19 protein-coding genes are annotated in these 18593 nt (G+C 69.8%); 9 read left to right on the forward strand and 10 right to left on the reverse strand.

The genetic code is table 11. The features are described 5' to 3' along the window. Positions 1–60 precede the first annotated feature (60 nt). Genes BSZ40_RS09280 through BSZ40_RS09290 form a run of 3 tightly spaced genes read left to right on the forward strand, consistent with a single transcriptional unit; the run spans position 61 to position 2314 of the window. Positions 61–780 (forward strand): ATP-binding cassette domain-containing protein, encoded by a 720-nt coding sequence (locus tag BSZ40_RS09280; RefSeq protein ID WP_073825607.1) that lies wholly within the window; start codon positions 61–63, stop codon positions 778–780. After that, positions 777–1562, forward strand: coding sequence for a hypothetical protein (locus BSZ40_RS09285; protein ID WP_073825610.1), 786 nt, complete (start codon positions 777–779; stop codon positions 1560–1562). The genes BSZ40_RS09280 and BSZ40_RS09285 overlap by 4 nt, the downstream gene beginning before the upstream one ends. Then, positions 1559–2314, forward strand: coding sequence for a hypothetical protein (locus BSZ40_RS09290; protein ID WP_073825612.1), 756 nt, complete (start codon positions 1559–1561; stop codon positions 2312–2314). The genes BSZ40_RS09285 and BSZ40_RS09290 overlap by 4 nt, the downstream gene beginning before the upstream one ends. A gap of 71 nt (positions 2315–2385) precedes the next feature. On the opposite strand, the gene BSZ40_RS11365 is transcribed toward BSZ40_RS09290, so the two are convergent. From BSZ40_RS11365 to BSZ40_RS11935, 6 genes are all read right to left on the reverse strand, one after another. Continuing rightward, positions 2386–3273 carry a septum formation family protein gene (locus tag BSZ40_RS11365; protein WP_158020890.1) on the reverse strand — a complete coding sequence of 296 codons (888 nt, stop codon included), beginning with the start codon at positions 3271–3273 and terminating at the stop codon, positions 2386–2388. Between the two features lie 66 nt (positions 3274–3339). Further along, entirely contained in the window at positions 3340–4833 is a 1494-nt protein-coding gene (locus BSZ40_RS09300) for an L-serine ammonia-lyase (RefSeq protein WP_073825618.1), read from the reverse strand. Between the two features lie 12 nt (positions 4834–4845). Next, positions 4846–5946 carry a Fic family protein gene (locus BSZ40_RS09305; RefSeq protein WP_073825621.1) on the reverse strand — a complete coding sequence of 367 codons (1101 nt, stop codon included), beginning with the start codon at positions 5944–5946 and terminating at the stop codon, positions 4846–4848. Positions 5947–6067: 121 nt separating this feature from the next. After that, positions 6068–8296, reverse strand: coding sequence for an aminodeoxychorismate synthase component I (pabB, locus tag BSZ40_RS09310; protein WP_073825624.1), 2229 nt, complete (start codon positions 8294–8296; stop codon positions 6068–6070). Positions 8297–8301: 5 nt separating this feature from the next. Further along, the gene (locus BSZ40_RS09315) at positions 8302–9087 is read right to left on the reverse strand and encodes an aminotransferase class IV (protein ID WP_073825627.1); all 786 of its coding nucleotides are present in this window, start codon (positions 9085–9087) and stop codon (positions 8302–8304) included. Beyond that, a complete protein-coding gene (locus tag BSZ40_RS11935) occupies positions 9087–9314 on the reverse strand; it encodes a hypothetical protein (RefSeq protein WP_073825628.1) in 228 nt (75 codons plus the stop codon). The genes BSZ40_RS09315 and BSZ40_RS11935 overlap by 1 nt, the downstream gene beginning before the upstream one ends. 89 nt (positions 9315–9403) lie before the next feature. Between BSZ40_RS11935 and BSZ40_RS09325 the strand changes: the two genes are divergently transcribed. The 3 genes from BSZ40_RS09325 to BSZ40_RS09335 all read left to right on the forward strand — a co-directional run bounded on the left by BSZ40_RS09325 (position 9404) and on the right by BSZ40_RS09335 (position 11328). Then, a complete protein-coding gene (locus BSZ40_RS09325; protein ID WP_073825631.1) occupies positions 9404–9868 on the forward strand; it encodes an S-ribosylhomocysteine lyase in 465 nt (154 codons plus the stop codon). Continuing rightward, positions 9865–10581, forward strand: coding sequence for a 5'-methylthioadenosine/S-adenosylhomocysteine nucleosidase (gene mtnN, locus BSZ40_RS09330; protein WP_073825632.1), 717 nt, complete (start codon positions 9865–9867; stop codon positions 10579–10581). Before BSZ40_RS09325 ends, mtnN begins: the two co-directional genes overlap by 4 nt. A gap of 69 nt (positions 10582–10650) precedes the next feature. Further along, positions 10651–11328, forward strand: a complete 678-nt coding sequence (locus tag BSZ40_RS09335) for a hypothetical protein (protein WP_073825635.1) — start codon at positions 10651–10653, stop codon at positions 11326–11328. A gap of 58 nt (positions 11329–11386) precedes the next feature. Here the strand turns inward: BSZ40_RS09335 and BSZ40_RS09340 are convergent, their stop codons facing one another. Continuing rightward, the gene (locus BSZ40_RS09340; RefSeq protein ID WP_073825638.1) at positions 11387–12985 is read right to left on the reverse strand and encodes an aspartate:alanine exchanger family transporter; all 1599 of its coding nucleotides are present in this window, start codon (positions 12983–12985) and stop codon (positions 11387–11389) included. 99 nt (positions 12986–13084) lie between these two features. Here BSZ40_RS09340 and BSZ40_RS09345 point away from each other — a divergent pair, with 99 nt between their 5' ends. Further along, on the forward strand, positions 13085–14161 hold the full coding sequence (locus BSZ40_RS09345; RefSeq protein WP_073825641.1) for a GNAT family N-acetyltransferase: 1077 nt from the start codon (positions 13085–13087) through the stop codon (positions 14159–14161). Between the two features lie 18 nt (positions 14162–14179). On the opposite strand, the gene BSZ40_RS09350 is transcribed toward BSZ40_RS09345, so the two are convergent. Further along, positions 14180–14554 (reverse strand): RNA-binding S4 domain-containing protein, encoded by a 375-nt coding sequence (locus tag BSZ40_RS09350; protein WP_073825642.1) that lies wholly within the window; start codon positions 14552–14554, stop codon positions 14180–14182. A gap of 46 nt (positions 14555–14600) precedes the next feature. On the opposite strand from BSZ40_RS09350, the gene BSZ40_RS09355 reads away from it, so the two are divergent. Both BSZ40_RS09355 and BSZ40_RS09360 read left to right on the forward strand, forming a co-directional pair. Then, on the forward strand, positions 14601–14915 hold the full coding sequence (locus tag BSZ40_RS09355) for an ArsR/SmtB family transcription factor (RefSeq protein ID WP_073825645.1): 315 nt from the start codon (positions 14601–14603) through the stop codon (positions 14913–14915). Between the two features lie 132 nt (positions 14916–15047). Next, positions 15048–15200, forward strand: coding sequence for a zinc transporter permease (locus tag BSZ40_RS09360; protein WP_073825647.1), 153 nt, complete (start codon positions 15048–15050; stop codon positions 15198–15200). Positions 15201–15292: 92 nt separating this feature from the next. Here BSZ40_RS09360 and BSZ40_RS09365 read toward each other — a convergent pair whose 3' ends face one another. Together BSZ40_RS09365 and BSZ40_RS09370 are read right to left on the reverse strand one after the other, a co-directional pair. Next, a complete protein-coding gene (locus tag BSZ40_RS09365) occupies positions 15293–17056 on the reverse strand; it encodes an alpha/beta-hydrolase family protein (protein WP_143180935.1) in 1764 nt (587 codons plus the stop codon). Then, on the reverse strand, positions 17049–18536 hold the full coding sequence (locus BSZ40_RS09370; protein WP_222842774.1) for a GH1 family beta-glucosidase: 1488 nt from the start codon (positions 18534–18536) through the stop codon (positions 17049–17051). The genes BSZ40_RS09365 and BSZ40_RS09370 overlap by 8 nt, the downstream gene beginning before the upstream one ends. Between the last annotated feature and the right edge of the window lie 57 nt (positions 18537–18593).

Raw genomic sequence — 18593 nt, forward strand, 5'->3', positions numbered from 1 at the left:
TCTGGCTGCCGCCCGCCCGGAGGAAGCGGCCCAGCCGCCGCGGCGGCTGCAATTGGCGGCATGTTTGAGATTGCTGCTGTCACGAAACGGCGGGGGGCCCGCCCGGTGCTTACCGACGTCAGTTTCGCTGCCCGTCGCGGCCGGGTTACCGCCTTCCTGGGCGCCAACGGGGCGGGAAAGTCTTCCACGCTGCGGATTCTGCTTGGCCTGGACCGGCCCGACGCGGGCACCGCCACTGTCGCGGGGCGTCCCTACCGGGAGCTGGCCTGCCCGGCGCGCACTGTCGGGGCGGTGCTCGGCGGGCCTGGGGCGCACCGCTCCCGCACCGGGCGTTCCCACCTGGCGTGGCTGGCGGCCGCCGCGGACCTGCCCGCTCGGCGGGTGGATGAGGTGCTGACCGTCGTCGGACTGCGGGAGGCGGCACGGCGGCGCGTGGGCACCTACTCCTTAGGCATGGGGCAACGACTCGGCCTGGCCGCGGCCCTGCTCGGCGAACCGGAAGGCCTGGTGTTGGACGAACCGTTCAACGGCCTGGACCCGGAGGGGATCCGGTGGCTGCGGGAGCTGCTGCGGGGCCACGCCGCGGCCGGGGGCGCGGTCTTGCTGTCCTCCCACCTGATCGGCGAGGTGGCGGGCCTGGCCGACGACGTCGTCCTCATCAGCAGCGGCCGCATCGTAGCGGCTGGGCCGGTGGATGCGGTCGTCGGCCCGCACGCCGACCTGGAGAGCGCCTACTTTGCTCACACCGCCGCTCCGCACCCGCCACAGGTGGCGGCATGAAGCGCGCCTATCTGCGGGCCGAGGTCCGCAAGTTCCTGACTTTGCGCTCCACCTGGATCGCCCTGGGAGTGGGCGGGCTCGGCTCGCTAGCCCTGACCGTGCTCAACGCCCTGACCGTGCGCCAAGCCCTGATCACTGGCGAGGTGGCCAACTTGGCCAGCACCTCGCCGTTCGACACCGCGCAATCCGCGCCCGCCATCGCCCTCACGGTGCTCGCCGTCGTCTGGGGTGCGGCCAGTAGCGGCGCCGAGTACGCCGCTGAGCAGGTCGACGGGCCGGGTGGGCGCGGCATCACCACCACCCTGTTGGCCCTCCCCCACCGACGGCGCCTCCTGGCCACCAAGGCGCTGCTGGTGGCGGGGGCGGCCGCGGTGGTTGGCATGCTCATCCTGGTGGCCTGCTGGGCGACGGCCCGCGGCCTCCTGCCCGCTGCCGCCGAGACGGTGCCGACCGGGCAGGCGCTGGCTAGGGTGGCGCGCTCCGGCGGGTACTGGGCCGGGATGGCGGTCATCGCCCTGGCCCTGACGGCCCTGGCCCGCAGCGAGGTGGTGCCCCTGGTGCTCCTGGTGGTCAATTCCTCCCTCGTGTCCGTCTCGCTGCTGGCCATCCGGGTGCTGCCCGCGGCCCGGTGGCTGCCCGACGCCGCGGCCCGCAACCTCTTCGGTTTGGAGGCGGACGAGCTGGGCGGGCCCGGTCCTCTAGTGGGTGGGCTGGTGCTGAGCGCCTGGGCGGTGGGGTTGCTGGCGCTCGCGGCGGTCTTGCTCGACAGGCGTGACGCATGAGCGCCGCGACGGCCTGCCGGCGGTCGCGTCGGTGCCCACGCCCGCTAGCGGCGGAGCTGCGCAAACTGTCCACTCTGCCGCTGACGTGGTGGACGCTGGCGGGCACCGCCACCTGCGGGGCACTGCTCGGCCCAGCGTTGGCGGGACTGCCCGCCGGGCCCACCCCTGCCAGCCTGCCGACGGTATTAGTCGGCGCTGCCCCCTATCTGGCGGCCGTGTTGGCGCTGCTTGGGGCGCTGCCGCGGGGGCACGAGTACGCGGGGCGGCAGTACCTCACCGCCCGCCTGGCCTGCCCGCGCCCCGGGCGGGGCGCCGCCCAGGCGGTGGCCGCGTTGGGTTTGGTGGTGGTCGGCGCGGTGGTCGCGGTCGGCGCCACCGCGCTGGGGGCGGGGGCGGCCGGGGCCGTCGCCAGCACGGGCCATCCATCCACGGCGGGCACCGCGAGTGGCTGGATCCAGGTCGGCGGCTGGGTGGTGGCCTATCTCGCGGCCATCGGCTTCCTCACCCATCTGCTCGGTAGCCTGACGCGGCGCCTGGTGCCCACCCTGACCGTGGCGCTGCTCGGACTGCTGGTGGCTCCCGTCGTGCTGGGGGGCCTGCCGTCGGTGGCGCGGTGGCTGCCGTCGGCGGCCCTGCCGGAACTGCTGACCGCCGGGCCGAGCGGGCGCGGGCTGGTGTTGCTGGGGCTGTGGGGGGCGGTCCTCACCGGGGCCGGGGCGGCGCGCCGGTGGCGGGCCGACGCTGACGGCTAGCGGGCCACCAGCCCCCGAACTCCTAATTTGGGAGCAATTAGGAGCAATTAGGAGTTCGGGCGGTGGTGGGCCTACTTCTTGGCGCCTTTCACCGAGCCCTGCATCTGCCCGGCCTGCCGCCCGATGGCGTAGCAGGCGTAGTTGCGGGCACCGAGTTCGTACTCCACCTGGCTGGGGCCGGTCATGTACACCTCGTACTGCGACTGGCCGTAGTCGATGCCGACATAGTCCCTGAACGCCTTGACGCACAACGGCTCAAGAATGCCCAACAGGTTGTCCTCGCCCGGGTACTCGGCGGACGGCAGCGGGGCAACTTCCATGACCTCACCGTCGTGGGTCTCGCTGCAATCCACGGTGTCCGGCTGACCGACGGCCCCGCCGTAGAAGCGCGGCCAGTTCAGGCACTCCCCCGGTTGCGGATTGAAAGTAAAGATGGTTTCGATCCCGGGGCCAGGCTCGTCCACTTCGTCAAACGACTCATCCGTGCCGAACGGCGCTTCGGTCTCTCTCACCTCCCGCCCCGCATCTGGTTGCGCAGTCGGGGTGGCGACGGTGGCTTTGCCGTCGTCCTTACCGAGGAGGAAGAAGGCGGCCACACCCCCACCAACCGCCAACACAGCCACCAGGGCGATGAGGATGGCCACCGTTGCCCCGGACTTGCGCTGCGGCGGCATGCCATACGGCGGCGAACCGTAGCCCCCCGGGGCTCCGTAGCCCCCTTGGGGCACCCCCGCGGCCGGATACTGCCCCCCGGGATAGGGCGTGCCTGGCACTGGGCCGCTCGGGTAGGCCCCGCCGGGCGGCAGCGGCCCGCCCACCGGATAACCCCCGGGGTAGGTGCCACCCGGCAACGCCTCACCACCGGGATAGTTCCCCGGCTGCCCCTGCGGTTGCTGACCGCCACCTGCCGCACCAGACTGCCACGGGTTGGGGGACGGGGAACTCGGCGGATAAGACATGGCAAACAACTCCGTTCGGGATGCAGCAACGCCACCTGTGGCGCAGCTCATACTCTACCGTTTTATTCAGCACTCCACGACATTGACGGCGAGACCACCCAGCGACGTCTCCTTGTATTTCGAGAGCATGTCCACCCCCGTCTGCCGCATGGTTTCAATGACGGTGTCCAACGACACGGCGTGCCGCCCGTCGCCCCACAGCGCCATGCGCGCCGCATTGATCGCCTTGACCGCAGCGATGGCGTTGCGTTCGATGCAGGGAATCTGCACCAGGCCCGCCACCGGGTCACACGTCAGCCCTAGCGAGTGCTCCATCGCGATCTCGGCAGCGTTTTCCACCTGCCGGGCCGTACCGCCGAGGGCGTCAGCCAGCCCGCCGGCCGCCATCGCCGAGGCGCTGCCGACCTCGCCCTGGCAACCGACCTCGGCGCCCGCAATCGAAGCGTTGGTCTTAATCAGGGCCCCGATCGCGGTAGCCGCCAGCAGGAAGCGGCGCGCCCCTGCGTCACTCGCCCCGGGCACGAAGCGCAGGTAGTACTGCAGCACCGCAGGCACGACGCCCGCCGCACCGTTGGTGGGGGCGGTCACCACCCGGTGTCCGGCCGCATTTTCCTCGTTGACCGCCAACGCGTAGAGGTTGACCCAATCGATGCCCGCCAGCGGGTCGTTGCCGGACTGCCACGAGGCGCCCGCATCCCCGCGACGGCCGGTCAGCTGCGCCCGCAGGGCCGCCGCGCGGCGCGTCACGTTCAGGCCACCCGGCAGGACCCCCTGGGTGCTGCAACCATCTTCGATGCACTGTTCCATCACGGCGCGAATGTGGTCGAGGTAGGCATCAACCTCGGTGGCGCTGCGGGCCGCCTCCTCATTGGCGCGCACAATGTCTGCCACCCCCAGTCCGGCCCGCTCGCAGACGGTGAGCAGCTCGTCGGCCGTGCTGAACGGGTAGGGGGCGGCGATGGCGTGGACGGCCCGCGTGGTCTCGCTGGCCAGGGCCACGTACTGCCCGTCTGGCCCCTCCTCCATCACGAAGCCGCCGCCCACCGAGTAAAAGGTCCCGACGGCGATCTGCTCACCGGCGGGCGTCAGGGCTGTCAGCCGCAGGCCGTTGACGTGGTAATCCAGGCAGGTGCCGGGCAGGAAGCGCACGTCGTCTTCCATCGAGAAGGGAATTTCCCGCCCCGCCACGGGGGTGGTGCCGGTCTGGCCAACATGCGGGAGGGCCGCAGCGACCACCGCCGAAGACACGCTCTCGGGCTTGTGCCCGGCCAGGCCCAGCAGAACGGCGCGGTCGGTGGCGTGCCCGCGCCCGGTGGCCCCCAGGGAGCCGTACAGGTCGACGGTCACGCGCCCCAGGGTGGGAGCGGCGGGGGCGGCCAGCTGTTCGGTCAGGCGCCGAGCGAAGACGAAGGCCGCCCGCATGGGGCCAACCGTGTGGGAGGAGGACGGCCCGATACCTACCCGGAAGATGTCAAAGACGCTCAGCGGCCGGGGGGCGCACGCGGCGGGGGCCTGGCCCGCGACGACAGCAGCGGGCAGCACCAAGTCTGGCTTACTCATTGCTAGATCGTCTCACGACGCCAGCGGATACTCGAAGAGTAAGTCGAGCAGGCTGTCGTTGATAAACACCGCGTGCTTGCCATGTTTCTCTTTGCGAAGCACATGGTTATCGCTGAGGATTCCCATCCACTTACTTGCCGTCTGCCGCTGGGCCAACCTCTGCTGCACGACTTCCTCGATGCGCACATACGGCTGCCGGAAGAGGAGTTCCGTTAGGGCCGTAGCGTCTCCCCGTGGGATCAACTCTCGCACCTTGTTGGCTACCTTCGCCTGCAGGTCGGTGATCTGGTTGATAAGGCTGTACGTCCACTCGGCTGTCACCTCGCATGCTCGCAGCATGAACAAGACCCACTCTTCCCACTCATCCCGTTCGGTGACGGCCCGCAATCGTGCGTAATACTCGTCTTTGTGACGCACCACGTAGCCAGAGAGGTAGAACACCGGTTGCGTGAGAATGCCAGAAGCTGACAGCACCAAGAGATTTAAGACGCGACCAGTGCGACCGTTGCCGTCGGTGAAGGGGTGAATCGCTTCGAACTGGTAGTGCTGAAGTGCCATCACCACGAGGGGATCCAACTCTTGGTCCTTGTCGTTGATGAATTCTTCCCAGCGCGCCAAGTGCGACAGTATGACTTCTCTTCCCTCAGGTGGGGTGTAAAGCCGCTCTCGGGTAGCAGGATTGCCAATGAAGGTACCTGGCTGCGAACGCACGTCGACTTCGTGCCCGCGCAGTGCCGTGCAGATTTTCCGCGCGGTGTTGACCGTCACAGGCCGTTCTTTCAGCGCTTCGTATCCTGCCCACAACGCCTCCCGGTAGCGCAGCGCCTCTTTCACCGCCGGGGTGGCTGCCGCAGTCGCGGGCAGGTGAGCGGCCCGAAACAACTCGTCGTTGGTGGTGACGATGTTCTCGATCTCGCTGGAGGCTTGTGCTTCCAGCAACGGCACGGTGCTAGTGAGCATCGTGGGATCGGGCAGTCGCCTACATGCTTCTTCGAGTCTGGTCAACGCCCGACTGGTTCCCACCAGCTGGCGCAACACCCCGAGGGTCTCGATCTCCGCCTGCGGTGGCAGTGGTGGCAGGGTTTGATACGGCCGATCCGGATTCGTCCACATGGCGACATGGTATGACAACATCTGGACGTCATGTACATTTTGGGGGCGAAAATGTACACGTTCTCGCCTCATGTACATCACGTGTACATGTCCATGTCCGCCCGCAGCCCGGCCGACCGCTTCAGCCCGGGAAGTCTTGCCCGAGCAGATCCAGCAGGGCGGCGGCCTTGACCACGGTCTCCTGCCACTCGGCCGCCGGCTCCGACAGCGCGATGATCGCCCCGCCCACCCCGAACGACACCGCGTGCGGCTGCACCACGAGCGTGCGGATGACGATCGACAGGTCCACCGCGCCAGTGAGAGAGAAATAGCCGAGCGCTCCGGAATAGACACCCCGCGGCCCAGCCTCCAACTCGTCGATGATCTCCATGGTGCGCAGCTTTGGCGCCCCGGTCATGGAGCCGCCCGGGAAGGCGGCCTGCACACACCGCACCGGGCTCACCCCCGCGCGCAACTGTGCTGTCACCGTGCTGACCAGTTGGTGGGCGCGCGCGTGGCTCTCCACCGCAAATATTTCCGGTACCCGCACCGTGCCCGGCTCCGCGCACACCCCGAGATCATTGCGCACTAGGTCGACAATCATGAGGTTCTCGGCCCGGTCCTTCTCGCTGGCGGCCAGCTCGGCCGCGAGCGCGGCGTCGGCGGCCGGGGTGGTGCCGCGCGGGCGGGTGCCCTTGATGGGACGGGAGGTCACGTGCCCGGCGGCGTCTACGCGCAGAAACTGCTCGGGAGAGGTGGAGAGCACCGCCACCTCCGCTAGGCGCAGGAAGGCCCCGTAGGGGGCGGGGCTGAGGTGGCGCAGCCGCAGGTAGGCGGGCAACGGCTCCAAGGTGCCGGGGGCCGCCAGGTGGTTGGTGAGGCACACCTCGTAGGTTTCCCCGGCCCGCAGGGCCGCCTGGCAGTCGGCGATACGCGCTAAATAGGCCTGCCGTGGATGGCGGGCGCTCAGGCGGCCGACGCCCGGGGTCGGCCGGGCGGGTGCCGCCGCCGGGGCTGGGCCAGCGGGAGCCGGGGCCGGGTCAGGGTGGGCGGAACCGGCGGGAGCCGTGCCAGGGCCAGGCCCGGGGGCGGCGTTCACCTGCGCCGCGCGCACCTTGGCCACGACGGCCGCCGTGGCGGCCAGCCACTGCCTGCTGCCCGGTCCGGCCAGGGTCAGCAGGTGGGCGGTGGCGGTGGCGTGGTCCACGACAACGGCGCGGTCGGCGAAAAGGAGGGCGGCGTCGGGCGTGGGGGCACGGTGGGCGGCCGCGGCCCCGCACTGGGCCTTCAATTCGTAGCCGAGGTAGCCGACCCACCCGAGCGCGAAGTCGCCCGGCACCGGGTCGCCCTCTACCTCCCACCCGGCTAGTTCCTGCTCCAGCCAGGTGAAGAGGTCGGTGGTTAGCACCTGGTCTTGGCCGTCGGCGCGCACCGTGACGGTGCCGGTGGCCACGTCGGCGCGGGCCAGGCGAGCCTGGGGCCCGCTGGCGTCCCCCAGGATGGAATAGCGGCCGGGCGCCGCCCCCGAGTCGAGCCAGAACGCCGGATTGCTCTGCCCATACAGGGCAGTAAAGAGAGCCGCCGTGTCGCGCGGGGCCGGGCAGGCCTGACTGATTACGCGGACCCGACGGCGCGGGGTAGCGGCGGGCGGCGTGCCCGCAGCGAGCGCGGCGGCGGATGACGCACCCGCGGGCGCGGAGGACGCCCCGCCCCTCTCCTGCGCCGCCCGGCCATCCGCCTGCCGAAGCGTCACCTGGGGGCGGGAACCTCCCGCCCCGGCGGCGCGCGAGCCGCTGCCCACGCGGGCCAGGTCAATAAAGTTGGCGAGCATCGCCAGGCCCGCCTCCGTGCGAATCGACTCGGGGTGGAACTGCACTCCCCACCGCGGCAGCTGCCGGTGGCGCACCCCCATGACGATGCCGTCGTCCGTCCAGGCGTTGACAACGAAGTCGCTCGGTACCCGGGTGACGGCCAGGGAGTGGTAACGCACCACCCGGGTGGGATCCGCCAGGCCCGCGAACGCCCCCGTGCCGTCGTGCCGCACCCAGGTCTCGCGGCCGTGGCACGGGGCAGGAGCGAGGTCCACCTCGCCCCCCGCCAGGGCACACAGTCCTTGATGCCCCAGGCACACCCCCAGCACCGGCACTCGGGCGGCGGCGATGACGGCGGCGCTGATGCCGAAATCCCGGGGACGGGCCGGGTGGCCGGGGCCCGGCGAGATGACGACGGCGTCGTAGCCCGCCAGCTCGCCCGCCCGCCAGTCGGCGGCATCGTTGGGCAGCACCGTCGGCAGACTGCCCGTCAGCTGGGCGAGGTATTGGGCGAGATTGAACGTGAAAGAGTCGTAGTTATCGACGATCAGCGTGCGCACGACGCTCAGGGTTGCTCCTCGGGGATGGTGCGGTAAACCTGTGTCAGCCAGTCTTGCACAGCCTGCCCGCTGGGCAGCTCTTGCCCATCGATGTGCGTCACCGCTCGCACGCCCGCGACGGCGTTGGTGGCTAGCACCAGGTCGGCGCCCGGCAGGTCAGCCACCCGCAGGGGCTGGTAGCGGGTGCGGCCCGGCAGGGCAGCGTCCAGCAACCGCTGGGTTACCCCGGCGAGGCTGGCTCCCTGCGCCCAGGTGAGGGTGCCGTCGCGCACCATCCCCAGGTTCGCCGTGGTCAGTTCGGCGATGTGGCCGGTGGCGGTAAGCAGCAGGGCGTCGTCGGCCCCCGCGAGGCGGGCCGTGCGGGCCGCCCACAGCGCCGGGCACATCCCGAGGTGTTTGCGGTGCGGCAGGGAGCGCACCCCGCGCGCGGTGGCCAGCCGCAGTGGGGAGCCGGGCGGCAACGGCCGGGCAGTGAGCAGGACAGCCGGGTGGGCGGGGGCGGCCAGGTTGCCCAGGTGCAGCTCCGGGTCAAAGATCGTCACCCGCACCACGGCCTGCTGGCCGCGCCAGCGCCGCAGGCAGGCGCGCACATGTTCAACATCGAGCGTGACCCCAAACAGGGCGGCACAATCGGCCGCCAACCGTTCCAGGTGCAAAGTCAACCCGCGCACCCCGCGCGCGGTTAGACACATGGTGGTGAAGTGCCCGTAGCCGGTCAACGCCAGGTTCGTCAGTTGCGCGGCAGTTACTGGCCGCCCGTCCAGCTCGGGAGCGGGCAGGCTTGGGGCCATTAGCGCGAATCCTGCCCCGACTTTCGCAGGCGGCGCAGCTCGCGGTCCGCGGGCATGCCCACGATCACCGCATACCCCAGGAAGATGACAGCGGCCACCAGGTACCCCCACAGGGGCAGCGCCCGGGTAAACAATTGCACTAACGCAATACCCACAAAGATGACCCCGAGCACCCGGAAAATGAGGACGCGCTGGCGCAGTTGCTGCACGCGATTCGGCTCGCCCATTGGTCTTGGCCTTTCTCCCCACCGACTGTTGTCCGCACAACATAACACGGGGGCGCGACGCCCGCACCGAAAGGCGAAACAATGAGGACATGACTGAGCGCATGAATACTGAGTCCTTCAACCTGGACCACCGGACGGTGGCCGCCCCCTACGTGCGGGTGGCTGACCGCAAGACCCTGCCCGGGGGTGATGTGCTCGTGAAATACGACGTGCGCTTCACCCAGCCCAACCAGGCGCACCTGCCGATGGCTGCCGTGCACTCCATCGAGCACTTGACGGCCGAATTGATGCGGAACCACACCACGCAGCTGCTCGACTTTTCCCCCATGGGCTGCCAGACGGGCTTCTACGCCCTCACCCTCGGGCTGGAGCCGCCGGAGTTCCTGGAAATATTGGCGGCCACCTGCCGCGATATTCTCGCCGCCCGGGAGGTCCCGGCCGCCAACGAGGTGCAGTGCGGGTGGGGCGCGAACCACTCGCTGGCGGCCGCCCAGGCCGCCGTTGAGGCCTTCCTGGCGGGCCGCGCCGAGTGGGAGGAGGTGCACCGCGCATGAGTCAGCCCGTCGCCGTTATCGTGGTGGCCATGCCGCAGGAGGCCGCCCCGTTCGAGGCTGCCGCGCGGGCCGCCCACCCGTGGCCTGCCGGGGGTGCCGCCGCCCAACTACTGGAAATCGCCGACCGCCCCGTGGTGCTGCTGCGTACCGGCATTGGTCTGACCGCGGCCGCCAGCAGCCTCACGGCGCTGCTGACCGCGCTGCCGCGCGTTGCCCCGCCCCCGCCCGTCATCTCGGCCGGTACCTGTGGCGGCTTGGGCGCCGCCGTCGAGGTTCGGGATGTCACGATCGGCACCTCCTTCGCCTACGCCGACGCCGACGCCCGCGCCTTTGGCTACGCCCCCGGGCAGATCCCCGGCCAACCGGCCTGCTTCCCGGCGGCCGCTAGCCTGCTGACCGCTGTCCGCGCTGGTGTGGAGGCCGGGACGCAGACCCTGCCGCGCCTGCATGAGGGACAGCAACTGTCAGGCAATTCCTTCGTGACCGCCACCAATGCCGCTGCCGTGCGCGCCCTCTTCCCGGACGCAGTCGGGGTTGATATGGAAAGCGCGGCCCTGGCGCAGGTGTGCTTCGCCCACACCGTTCCGTTTGCCAGCGTGCGCGGCGTGTCCGATCTGTGCGGCCCGCGCGCCGACCAGGAGTTCCACGTCGGGGTGGAGGTGGCGGCCCAGGCCAGCGCCGACGTCGTGCTTGGCCTGTTGACGAAGTTGTAATCTGCCCGGCCCGTGCACCGGCCCGCCCGCTCGGTACAGTGTTGGCGTTTTGACTTACAGGAGGCACAAATGACTCTCGGGTATCCCCCGCAGAAAAAGTCCCGCTCTTGGGTCACTATCTTGGTGACCGTGCTGGTGGCGGGCCTGGCGGCTGTCGCTGGCTACTTCGCGTCGTCCCACTTGTTCGGTGGGGAAAAATCGGCCGAGTCGCGTCCGGCGGCGTCGGCAACCGCCTCTGCTGCGGCCACGGACCCGGCCGCCCCCCAAACGCAGGAGGCTACCCCGGCGGACGAGGCCACCGCCGACGCCCCGGCTGCCGCTGGTGGTCAGGTGGCTGGCGATCTGGAGCTGGGGGCGGACAACGTGGTGTCCAACGCCCGCATGGAAGTAAAGTTCCCGGCGCAGCCGACGGTGCAGGAGGTCGGCGCTGGCGAGCAGCAGTTGAAGTTCTGGGCGGTTATCCACGAAGGCAAGCAGTACTACGCCGCCTACGTCCCCCAGCGCACCCCAGGCATCACCCTGGATTCGTCGATCATGGGGGCCATGCAAAATAGCGGCTCGACGTTGAAGAACACTGAGGATTGGCTCATGCCGGGCGTGGAGGCCAAGATCGGGCACGGCGAAAGTCCCGCAGGGCCCGTCACTTTCATTACCGCCCTCGCGGTAGACGCGCCTGACCAGTTCATGGTGTGGCAGGTGGGCGGGGAAATGGATCACGAGTTCTTCACCTCGTTCAAGGTCAAGTAGGTTCCGCGGGCGCGCAGCGCCCGGTGGCGGGCGGGTGGCGCTGGCCCCCGCCCGCTGCCTATGTCCCGACCCCCAACAGCGCGACCATTAGGTAGACCAGCAGCACTTTGGTGACGATGCAAAGGGCATAGAGGGTGGCATAGCCTGCGTCGATCCGCTCGTCGCTGACCTGCAGGTTGGCGGCAGCCACCAGCGCGGGTTGCCCCACCACGGCCCCCAAGCCCCCGGCAGTGCGCGGACTGGAGAAGCCAAGGAGGCGGGCGGCTAGGGCGAATAGCAGGCAGGTCACGCCGCACAGGAGGGCGGCGAAGGCAATGACCTTCACCCCCGCGAAGGTGAAGGCCTCGCGCATGAAGGCAGGCCCGGCCCCCAAACCCACGCAGGCCAAAAACAGCAGCAGCCCCACCTGCCGAATTGTCAGGTTGGCGGCGTAGGGAAGTTGCCAGCCAAACGGTCCGGTACGTTCGAAGTGGCCGAGGATAGTGCCGACCAACAGCGGCCCGGCCGCGGCCCCGAGGGAAAACGTCAGTCCCCCGCCGAGCGGCACACTGAGCAGGCCCACCGCCAGCCCGAGCGCCAGCCCCAGACCCACTGCCACGGGGTCTATCTCCGACAGGCGCCGCTCGGAGTCGCCAAAAAGTTGCCGCACGTCGTCCAGCCGCTCGGCGGGCACCACCGCCAAGACCCGGTCACCTGGCTGCAGGGTCAGCGATTCGTTGGCCAGCAGGTCAAGGTCACCGCGGCGCACCCGCATGATCGTGCCGTGGAAGCGCCCGGGGAAGTCCAACTCCCCGACGGTGCGCCCGATGACGTGCTTGTTGGAGACCACGAAACGCAGGTGATCCACTTCGTGTCGATAATCCGCCAGGTGCGTATCGGTTTCCTCGCCGAGCGCGGCAGCGGCCTGCGCCACATGCTTGGCGGCCCCGACGACGACAATCCAGTCACCCGCCAGCAACTGGTCACCGGGGAGGAACACGCGGGTTACTCCCCCGCGGGCCAGGTAGGAGATACGGACCTGCCCGGCCGCCAACAGCGGGACGGCAGCCGGGTTGGTGTCCGCTTGTACCCGCAGCGAGGTGGCCTGCAGGCCTGCCCCTGCCAAGCTCTCGGCGTCGCGCCGGGCCGGGAACCTGCGGGTAAGGACGACCGCTATTACCGTTAGGCCGACCACCACGCCGACGGGGTAGGCCAGCGCGTAGCCGACGGCGGCCTCGGGGCTGCCGCCGGTGGCGACGGTGGCAGCAGACAGGGCCGGGGTGGAGGTCAACGCCCCCGCAAACGTGCCCAGTGCCAGGGGCGTGGGCAGCCCCAGGAGCGGGGCGACCAGGACGACGCTGCCAGCTGCCACCACGAGCACCGCGACACTGGCCCCCATGAACGGCAGGAAGCGTTTGAGTTCGCGAAAGAAAGTCGTACCCGCGCTCAAGCCCACGGTGTAGACGAAGAGGGCCAGTCCGAGGGATCGCACGAGGCCTAGGCCCTCCCCGAGGCGGGGATCCAGGGCTCCCACGGCCAAGCCAACAAACAGGGCCCCTGCTGCCCCGAGCCGCAGCCGCCCGAGCGGGAGCGCGCCCAGGGCGGAGCCGACAGCGACCACCAGAAAGATGGTCAGCAGCGGCGACGAAACGAGGGTGTCAACTACCGCATCAATCACCCTCCCAGCCTACGGGGCTCGGGCCGCGCCGTGCCCGCTGCGGGCAGCATGCAGCGGACTGGCACCAGCGGCTGGGCTGGTCCTTGTTAGGGTGCTGCCGTGCACATAACCCGACTTGCTCTCGCTGACGACGCCGCTACCTTGCTGGCGGCCCAAATGTTGCACGCCCGCACGGTGGAGTCCGGGGAGGAGGTGGGCGCGTTCCTGCCTGTTGAAGCCGTGCAGGCCCTCCGCCGCCCCTCCCCGACGCACGAGCGGCTCATCTGGCTGGCACAGGATGACGATGGGCAAGGGCTGGGGGTGGCCTACGCCCACTGGTACCGGGGCGAGGCCAACACCGATATGGCCTTCACCCACGTGTGGACGCGGCCGGAGGCGCGCGGGCGCGGGGTGGGCCGCGCCCTGTACGCCGCCTTGTTGGCGGACTTGCCGCCGCAGCGCACCCGGATACTGTCATACGTGGTCGCCGATCCAGCGGATGGCCCGCTGGCGAGTAGTCAGGCGCCCGGCCCGCGGTTTGCCCGGGCCGTGGGGTTGCGCGTCGGCGAGTTGTGCCACCTGCGGCGCCACCCGTGGCCGACGTCGGCGGCGCTGCTGGATAGCCTCGACCCAGCGGTGCCGGGGCCGGACGGAACGACGCGGGTGGGCGACTACACGATCGAGGTGTACGTCAATGGGGTAGCCCCCGAGCTGCAGGAGGATGTTGCGCGCCTGCACGGCATGGTGGAGGCCGAGGTGGAGGCCGGGGACATCGACTACGAGCCCGAGCCGTTCACGGCCGCCGACTACCGCGCGGGCATCGCCCGGGCCGTGGCCAACGGGACGCGCCGGGTGGAGGCCGTGGCGGTGTGGGTGGATCCTGCTGGTCGCCGCCGGGCCGTCGGCGTGAGCGGCTACGCGGTGCCGCCCCAGCCTGACGCCAATATTGAGGTGCTGGAGACGCTGGTGGAGCGCGACCACCGCGGGCACCGGCTCGGGTGGGCGGTCAAGTGCGCGGTGGAGCGCCAACTGCTGACGATGGACTTGCCGCACCCGGCAGTCAGCACCTGCACCGCGGATGAGAATGCCTACATGCTGGCCATCAACGATGCCCTGGGGTTCCGGGAGGTGCTGCAACTGGCGGACCTAATCGGGCAGCGGGCCGAGATTGCGCAGCGGCTGGCTGCCGACCGCTAGGGGCGGCGGGCAGGCGGCTCAGCTGCGGCGCCCGCGCAGGGCGTCGAGCTGGCGCCGCTCGCGTTTGGTGGGGCGCCCGGCGCCGCGGTCGCGGACGAAGACGGGGGCGTCGCGCACGGTCAGGCGGGGTGGGGTCAGGTCGGTGTAGTGCTCGGCGGCCAGCGGGGCTCCCACCCGCCGCAGGAGGAGCTTTTCCACCCGCAGCACCCGGTCAAAGCCCTCGATGCGCAGCCGCACGACGTCGCCCACCCGGACGTCGGCTGAGGCTTTGGCGGTGGCATCGTTGATCTTCACGTGCCCGGCGCGGGCGGCCGCGGTGGCCAGCGACCGGGACTTGCAGGCCCGCACCGCAAACAGCCAGACGTCGACTCGCACTGCGCTTAGTTCGGTCATTGGGTCATATTAGGCGCCCATAGGATGGGGGCAGGAGGGCCGAGAGATGAAGATTCCCACGCAGGTCACTAGTGCCCAACTGGTACGGGCGGCGGCAGGCTTCAAGGTGCTGGGCAACCCGTCTCGGTTGCAGCTGCTCATCCAGCTGGCGGCGGCGGAGTTGACGGTCTCGCAGCTGGTTGAGCGCTCGGGTCTGTCTCAGCCGCTGGTTTCCCAGCATTTGCGGTCCCTGCGGGATGCGGGCCTGGTGATGGCGCAGCGGCACGGCAAGGAGATTCGGTACCGGATCGCTGACGAGCACGTCATCCACGTGGTGGCCGACGCCCTCACGCACGCCGAGGAGGCGGCCGCCGCGGGGTAGCCGGGCGTGGTTTGCCGCGGTGCAGGCGGATTGAGGAGACCGGGCAGATGAGAACCACTCCCATTTAAATGCAAGTATTGCAATTTGTTTATATGTGTGTCATGCTGGGCGCACCCAACCGAGGAGGAACCCATGAGCGACCACAAGCAGGCCGAGCACACCACCGCCGAGCACGAGCACGGCAAGGACTGCGGCCACGAGGCCGTGCAGCACGGCGACCACGTGGACTACATCCACGACGGTCACAAGCACGCCCAGCACGGCGACCACTACGACGAGCACTGAGCCGCCTGCTCAGTGTGTTAGTGCCCCGGCCCGAATGGGCCGGGGCACTGCCATACTCACGGGCCCCCGCGAAGATTTTCGGCTCCGGCGGACTAGTGGCTGAGCTGGCTGCGGCCGGTGGCGGTCCGGAGCAGGTCGGCGTCGATGTGCTGGGCGATGCGCTCAATCGTCTCCTCACTGACCCGGCGGCCCGCTAGCGGGGCTTGGCCCGCCGGGGCGAGGACTTCCCGCCAGGCGTGAATCTGCTCGTGGCGGTAGAAGTGCCCGTGCCCGGCCGGGGCCAGGCCCGCGAACGGCAGGTCCGTGAACAATTGCCAGAAAGTCACCCCCCACGTCCACCGCATCGCTGGGTTGACGTCGCTGCCTGCCGCTTCCCGGATCCAGGTCGGCGCAGCGACGAAAACGTGCGGCTCCCACCACACGACGGGATCGGAGGCGTGCTGCAGGAACACCACCCGCGGTTGACTCCACGGGATGTAGGCGCGCCCGTAGGCGTCGGCCCGCAGCTGCGCGGGCTTAGTAATGAAGCGGATGTGTTCTCCCGACCCGATGACGGGGGCAACCTCGGGACTGCCTTTTTGCCGCCCGGCCGTCAATTCTCTGTGCAGCGGGGTCCAGCGGGGCACCCCCGTCCACACCGCCCCGTCCACGCGCGCCAGCATGTCGGCCGCCGACGCGAATGCCCCCAGCCCGCCGTATGCCCCCAATGAGGTGCCGGTGACCAACAGGGCGGGCCGCTGCCCAGCTGGCCGGGCCGCCAGCCGCTCCTCCACCGCGGTCAGGAGCTGGCGAGCCGCAAGCTGGGGAGATTCGCGGTCAGAAAGCAGGGCCGCGAAGGACGGCAGGAAGGAGTACTGGATGGCGACGGTAGCGACATCGCCGCCGCTGAGGTACTCCACGGCCTGCACGCTGTACTCGTCCACCCACCCCGAACCGGTCGTGGTAACCAACAGGAGACAGTCCCGCTCCCAGGCGCCGGTCCGCTCCAGTTCCCCCAACACGGCGGCCACCGCGTCGTCGATCGTCTGGTGCTGGATGAGCCCGGCGTAGATGCGGATCGGTTCGCGGGCGGGGCGCCCGGTAACCTGCGCGATCTGGGTGGCCGACGGCCCGAGGGTGAGGAAACTTTGCCCCATGCGCCCCAGCTGTTCCCAGTCCTGGCTGGAGGCCGGGGAGCCGGAGCGTTCGGCCTGCGTCGGGCGCACCGCTCCCGCCTCAACGCCGACGTTGGCGCGCGCGAAATGCTCGTAGAAGAACCCGAGCACATTGCGGGCCACCACCTGGTTGAAGACAACCACCAGCCCCAGCACCACCGCGATCGCCACCGCGGTGTCGAGGAACGGGAAACGGATTCGCCGCCGGGTAGCCGCCCGCAGGCGTCGCCAGGCCCGCCGCAGGGTGACGAAGACCAGACGCACCAGCCACGCGAACACCAGCGCCAAGAAGAGGCTGGCGCTGTGCTCCCACCAGGCCGGTGGAGCCATTTCCACGAGCTCGGCGGTTACGGCGGCGGCGTGATAGGAGCGCCGCAGCGACACTGCCATCCAGACCACCACCAACCCGGCAACGAGGGGGCCCAGCCAGCGCCGCACCCACGGGGCGACGCCGATTTCCAGGCGTATCCCGCGCGCGATGAGATCCCAGGCCGCGCCAAGGGCCGCGCCCACGCCATACATGACTGCCACCGTCACCGCCGTCAAAAGGGACTGGGTCAGCCAGGTGCGCGGCAGCAGGGACGGGGAGAAGGAGGCCACGTAGGCAAAGGCCGCGACCAGCAAACCCACGCGGGAGTGCCGCCCGATCCAGCTCTCCGCCCGGCGGCGCACCGTCCGCCAGCGCCCCTGCCCATCAGTCAAGCCGTGGCCCCACCCCGGGAATAGAGGCCGGGTCACCGGGCTGAAGGGGCTCCAGCTGCCGGGTGTGCCCGAGCGCGCCGTACCACTGACCGGAGGCCTTGATGTAGCGATCCTGCGTGACGGGATCGACGCGGGTCAGACCGAACCGCTTGTCGTAGCCCAACGCCCACTCGAAGTTATCCAGCAGGCTCCAGGCGAAATAGCCGTGCACGGGCGCCCCGGCCTCGATCGCGTCGAGAACGGCATGCAGGTGGGCACGCAGGTAGGCAATACGCTGCGGGTCGTGCACGTACCCATCGGCGTCGACAGTGTCGGGGAATGCGGCCCCGTTCTCGGTAACTTCCAACGGCAGCCCCGGGAAGCGGGCAGCCAAGGTGGTCAGCAGTTCGGTCAAGCCGGCTGGGTCCTGATTCCATCCCATGTCTGTGGTGGGACCAAGGGGCCGCAGGAACTCCACGTCCTCGCTGCCGGGCCACGGGCTGGTCTGGCCCCAACCGGAGGCACCCTGGTGAAGGTTGCCCGCCACCCCGGGGCGCACCGTATCGGTGTAGTAGTAGTTGACACCGAGGCTGGCTAGCGGCTGGCGGGCCAACACGAGGTCACCGTCGTGCACGAAACCCCAGTCGGTGACGCCGGCGGTCTGGTCGATGAGGTCTTCCGGGTAGGCGCCCGCGAATTGGGGACCGAGGAAGATCTCGTTAGCGAGGTTACGGATCCGCTGGGCGGCCGCCTGGTGGGCGGGGTCGGCGGCCAGCGCGGGACGGATCACCTGCAGGTTGTGGGTAACGGAAATCTTGGCTTCGGGGAGCACCGACCGGATGGCGGTGGCCGCCGAGCCGTGGGCAAGGTTGAGGTGGTGGGCGGCGGCCAGCGCCGTCGCCCCGTCCGTGCTGCCAGGGGCGTGCACTCCCGAGGCGTGGCCAAGGAACGCCGCAACCCACGGTTCGTTTAGCGTCGTCCAGGTCTCGACCCGGTCCCCCAGCTCTCGGGCGAGCACCTCCGCGTAGGCACCAAATTGGAGGGCGGTGAAACGATTGGCCCAGCCCCCTTGGTCTTGCAGCCACTGCGGCAGATCCCAGTGGTAGAGGGTGACGACGGGGGCGATGTCGAGGTCACGCAGGGCATCGAGCAGGCGCTTGTAGTAGTCCAGGCCCTCCTGGGTGGGGGCGTGGCCAAGACCGCCAATGATGCGAGGCCACGCGATGGACAGCCGATAGGCGTCCAGCCCAAGGCCTTTGATGAGGCCGAGGTCTTCCTCCCACCGGTGGTAGGAGTCGCAGGCGACGTCGCCGGTATCCCCGTTGGCGACCTTGCCGGGGGTGTGGCTGAAGGTATCCCAGATGGACGGCACCCGCCCTCCGGCGCTGACGGCGCCTTCGATCTGGTAGGCGGCGGTGGCCACCCCCAACCGGAGGGTGGACGGGATAGGACGCAGTTGCGGCATGGAGGTCTCCTGGCAGGCCGACGGTGATGCCTCCATGGTGCCACCCCCACACGCTCCACAAACACTAAAGTGCCTGCCTGATTCCCTCACCAT

It is taken from the genome of Buchananella hordeovulneris, assembly GCF_001907235.1.
GTDB lineage: Bacteria > Actinomycetota > Actinomycetes > Actinomycetales > Actinomycetaceae > Buchananella > Buchananella hordeovulneris.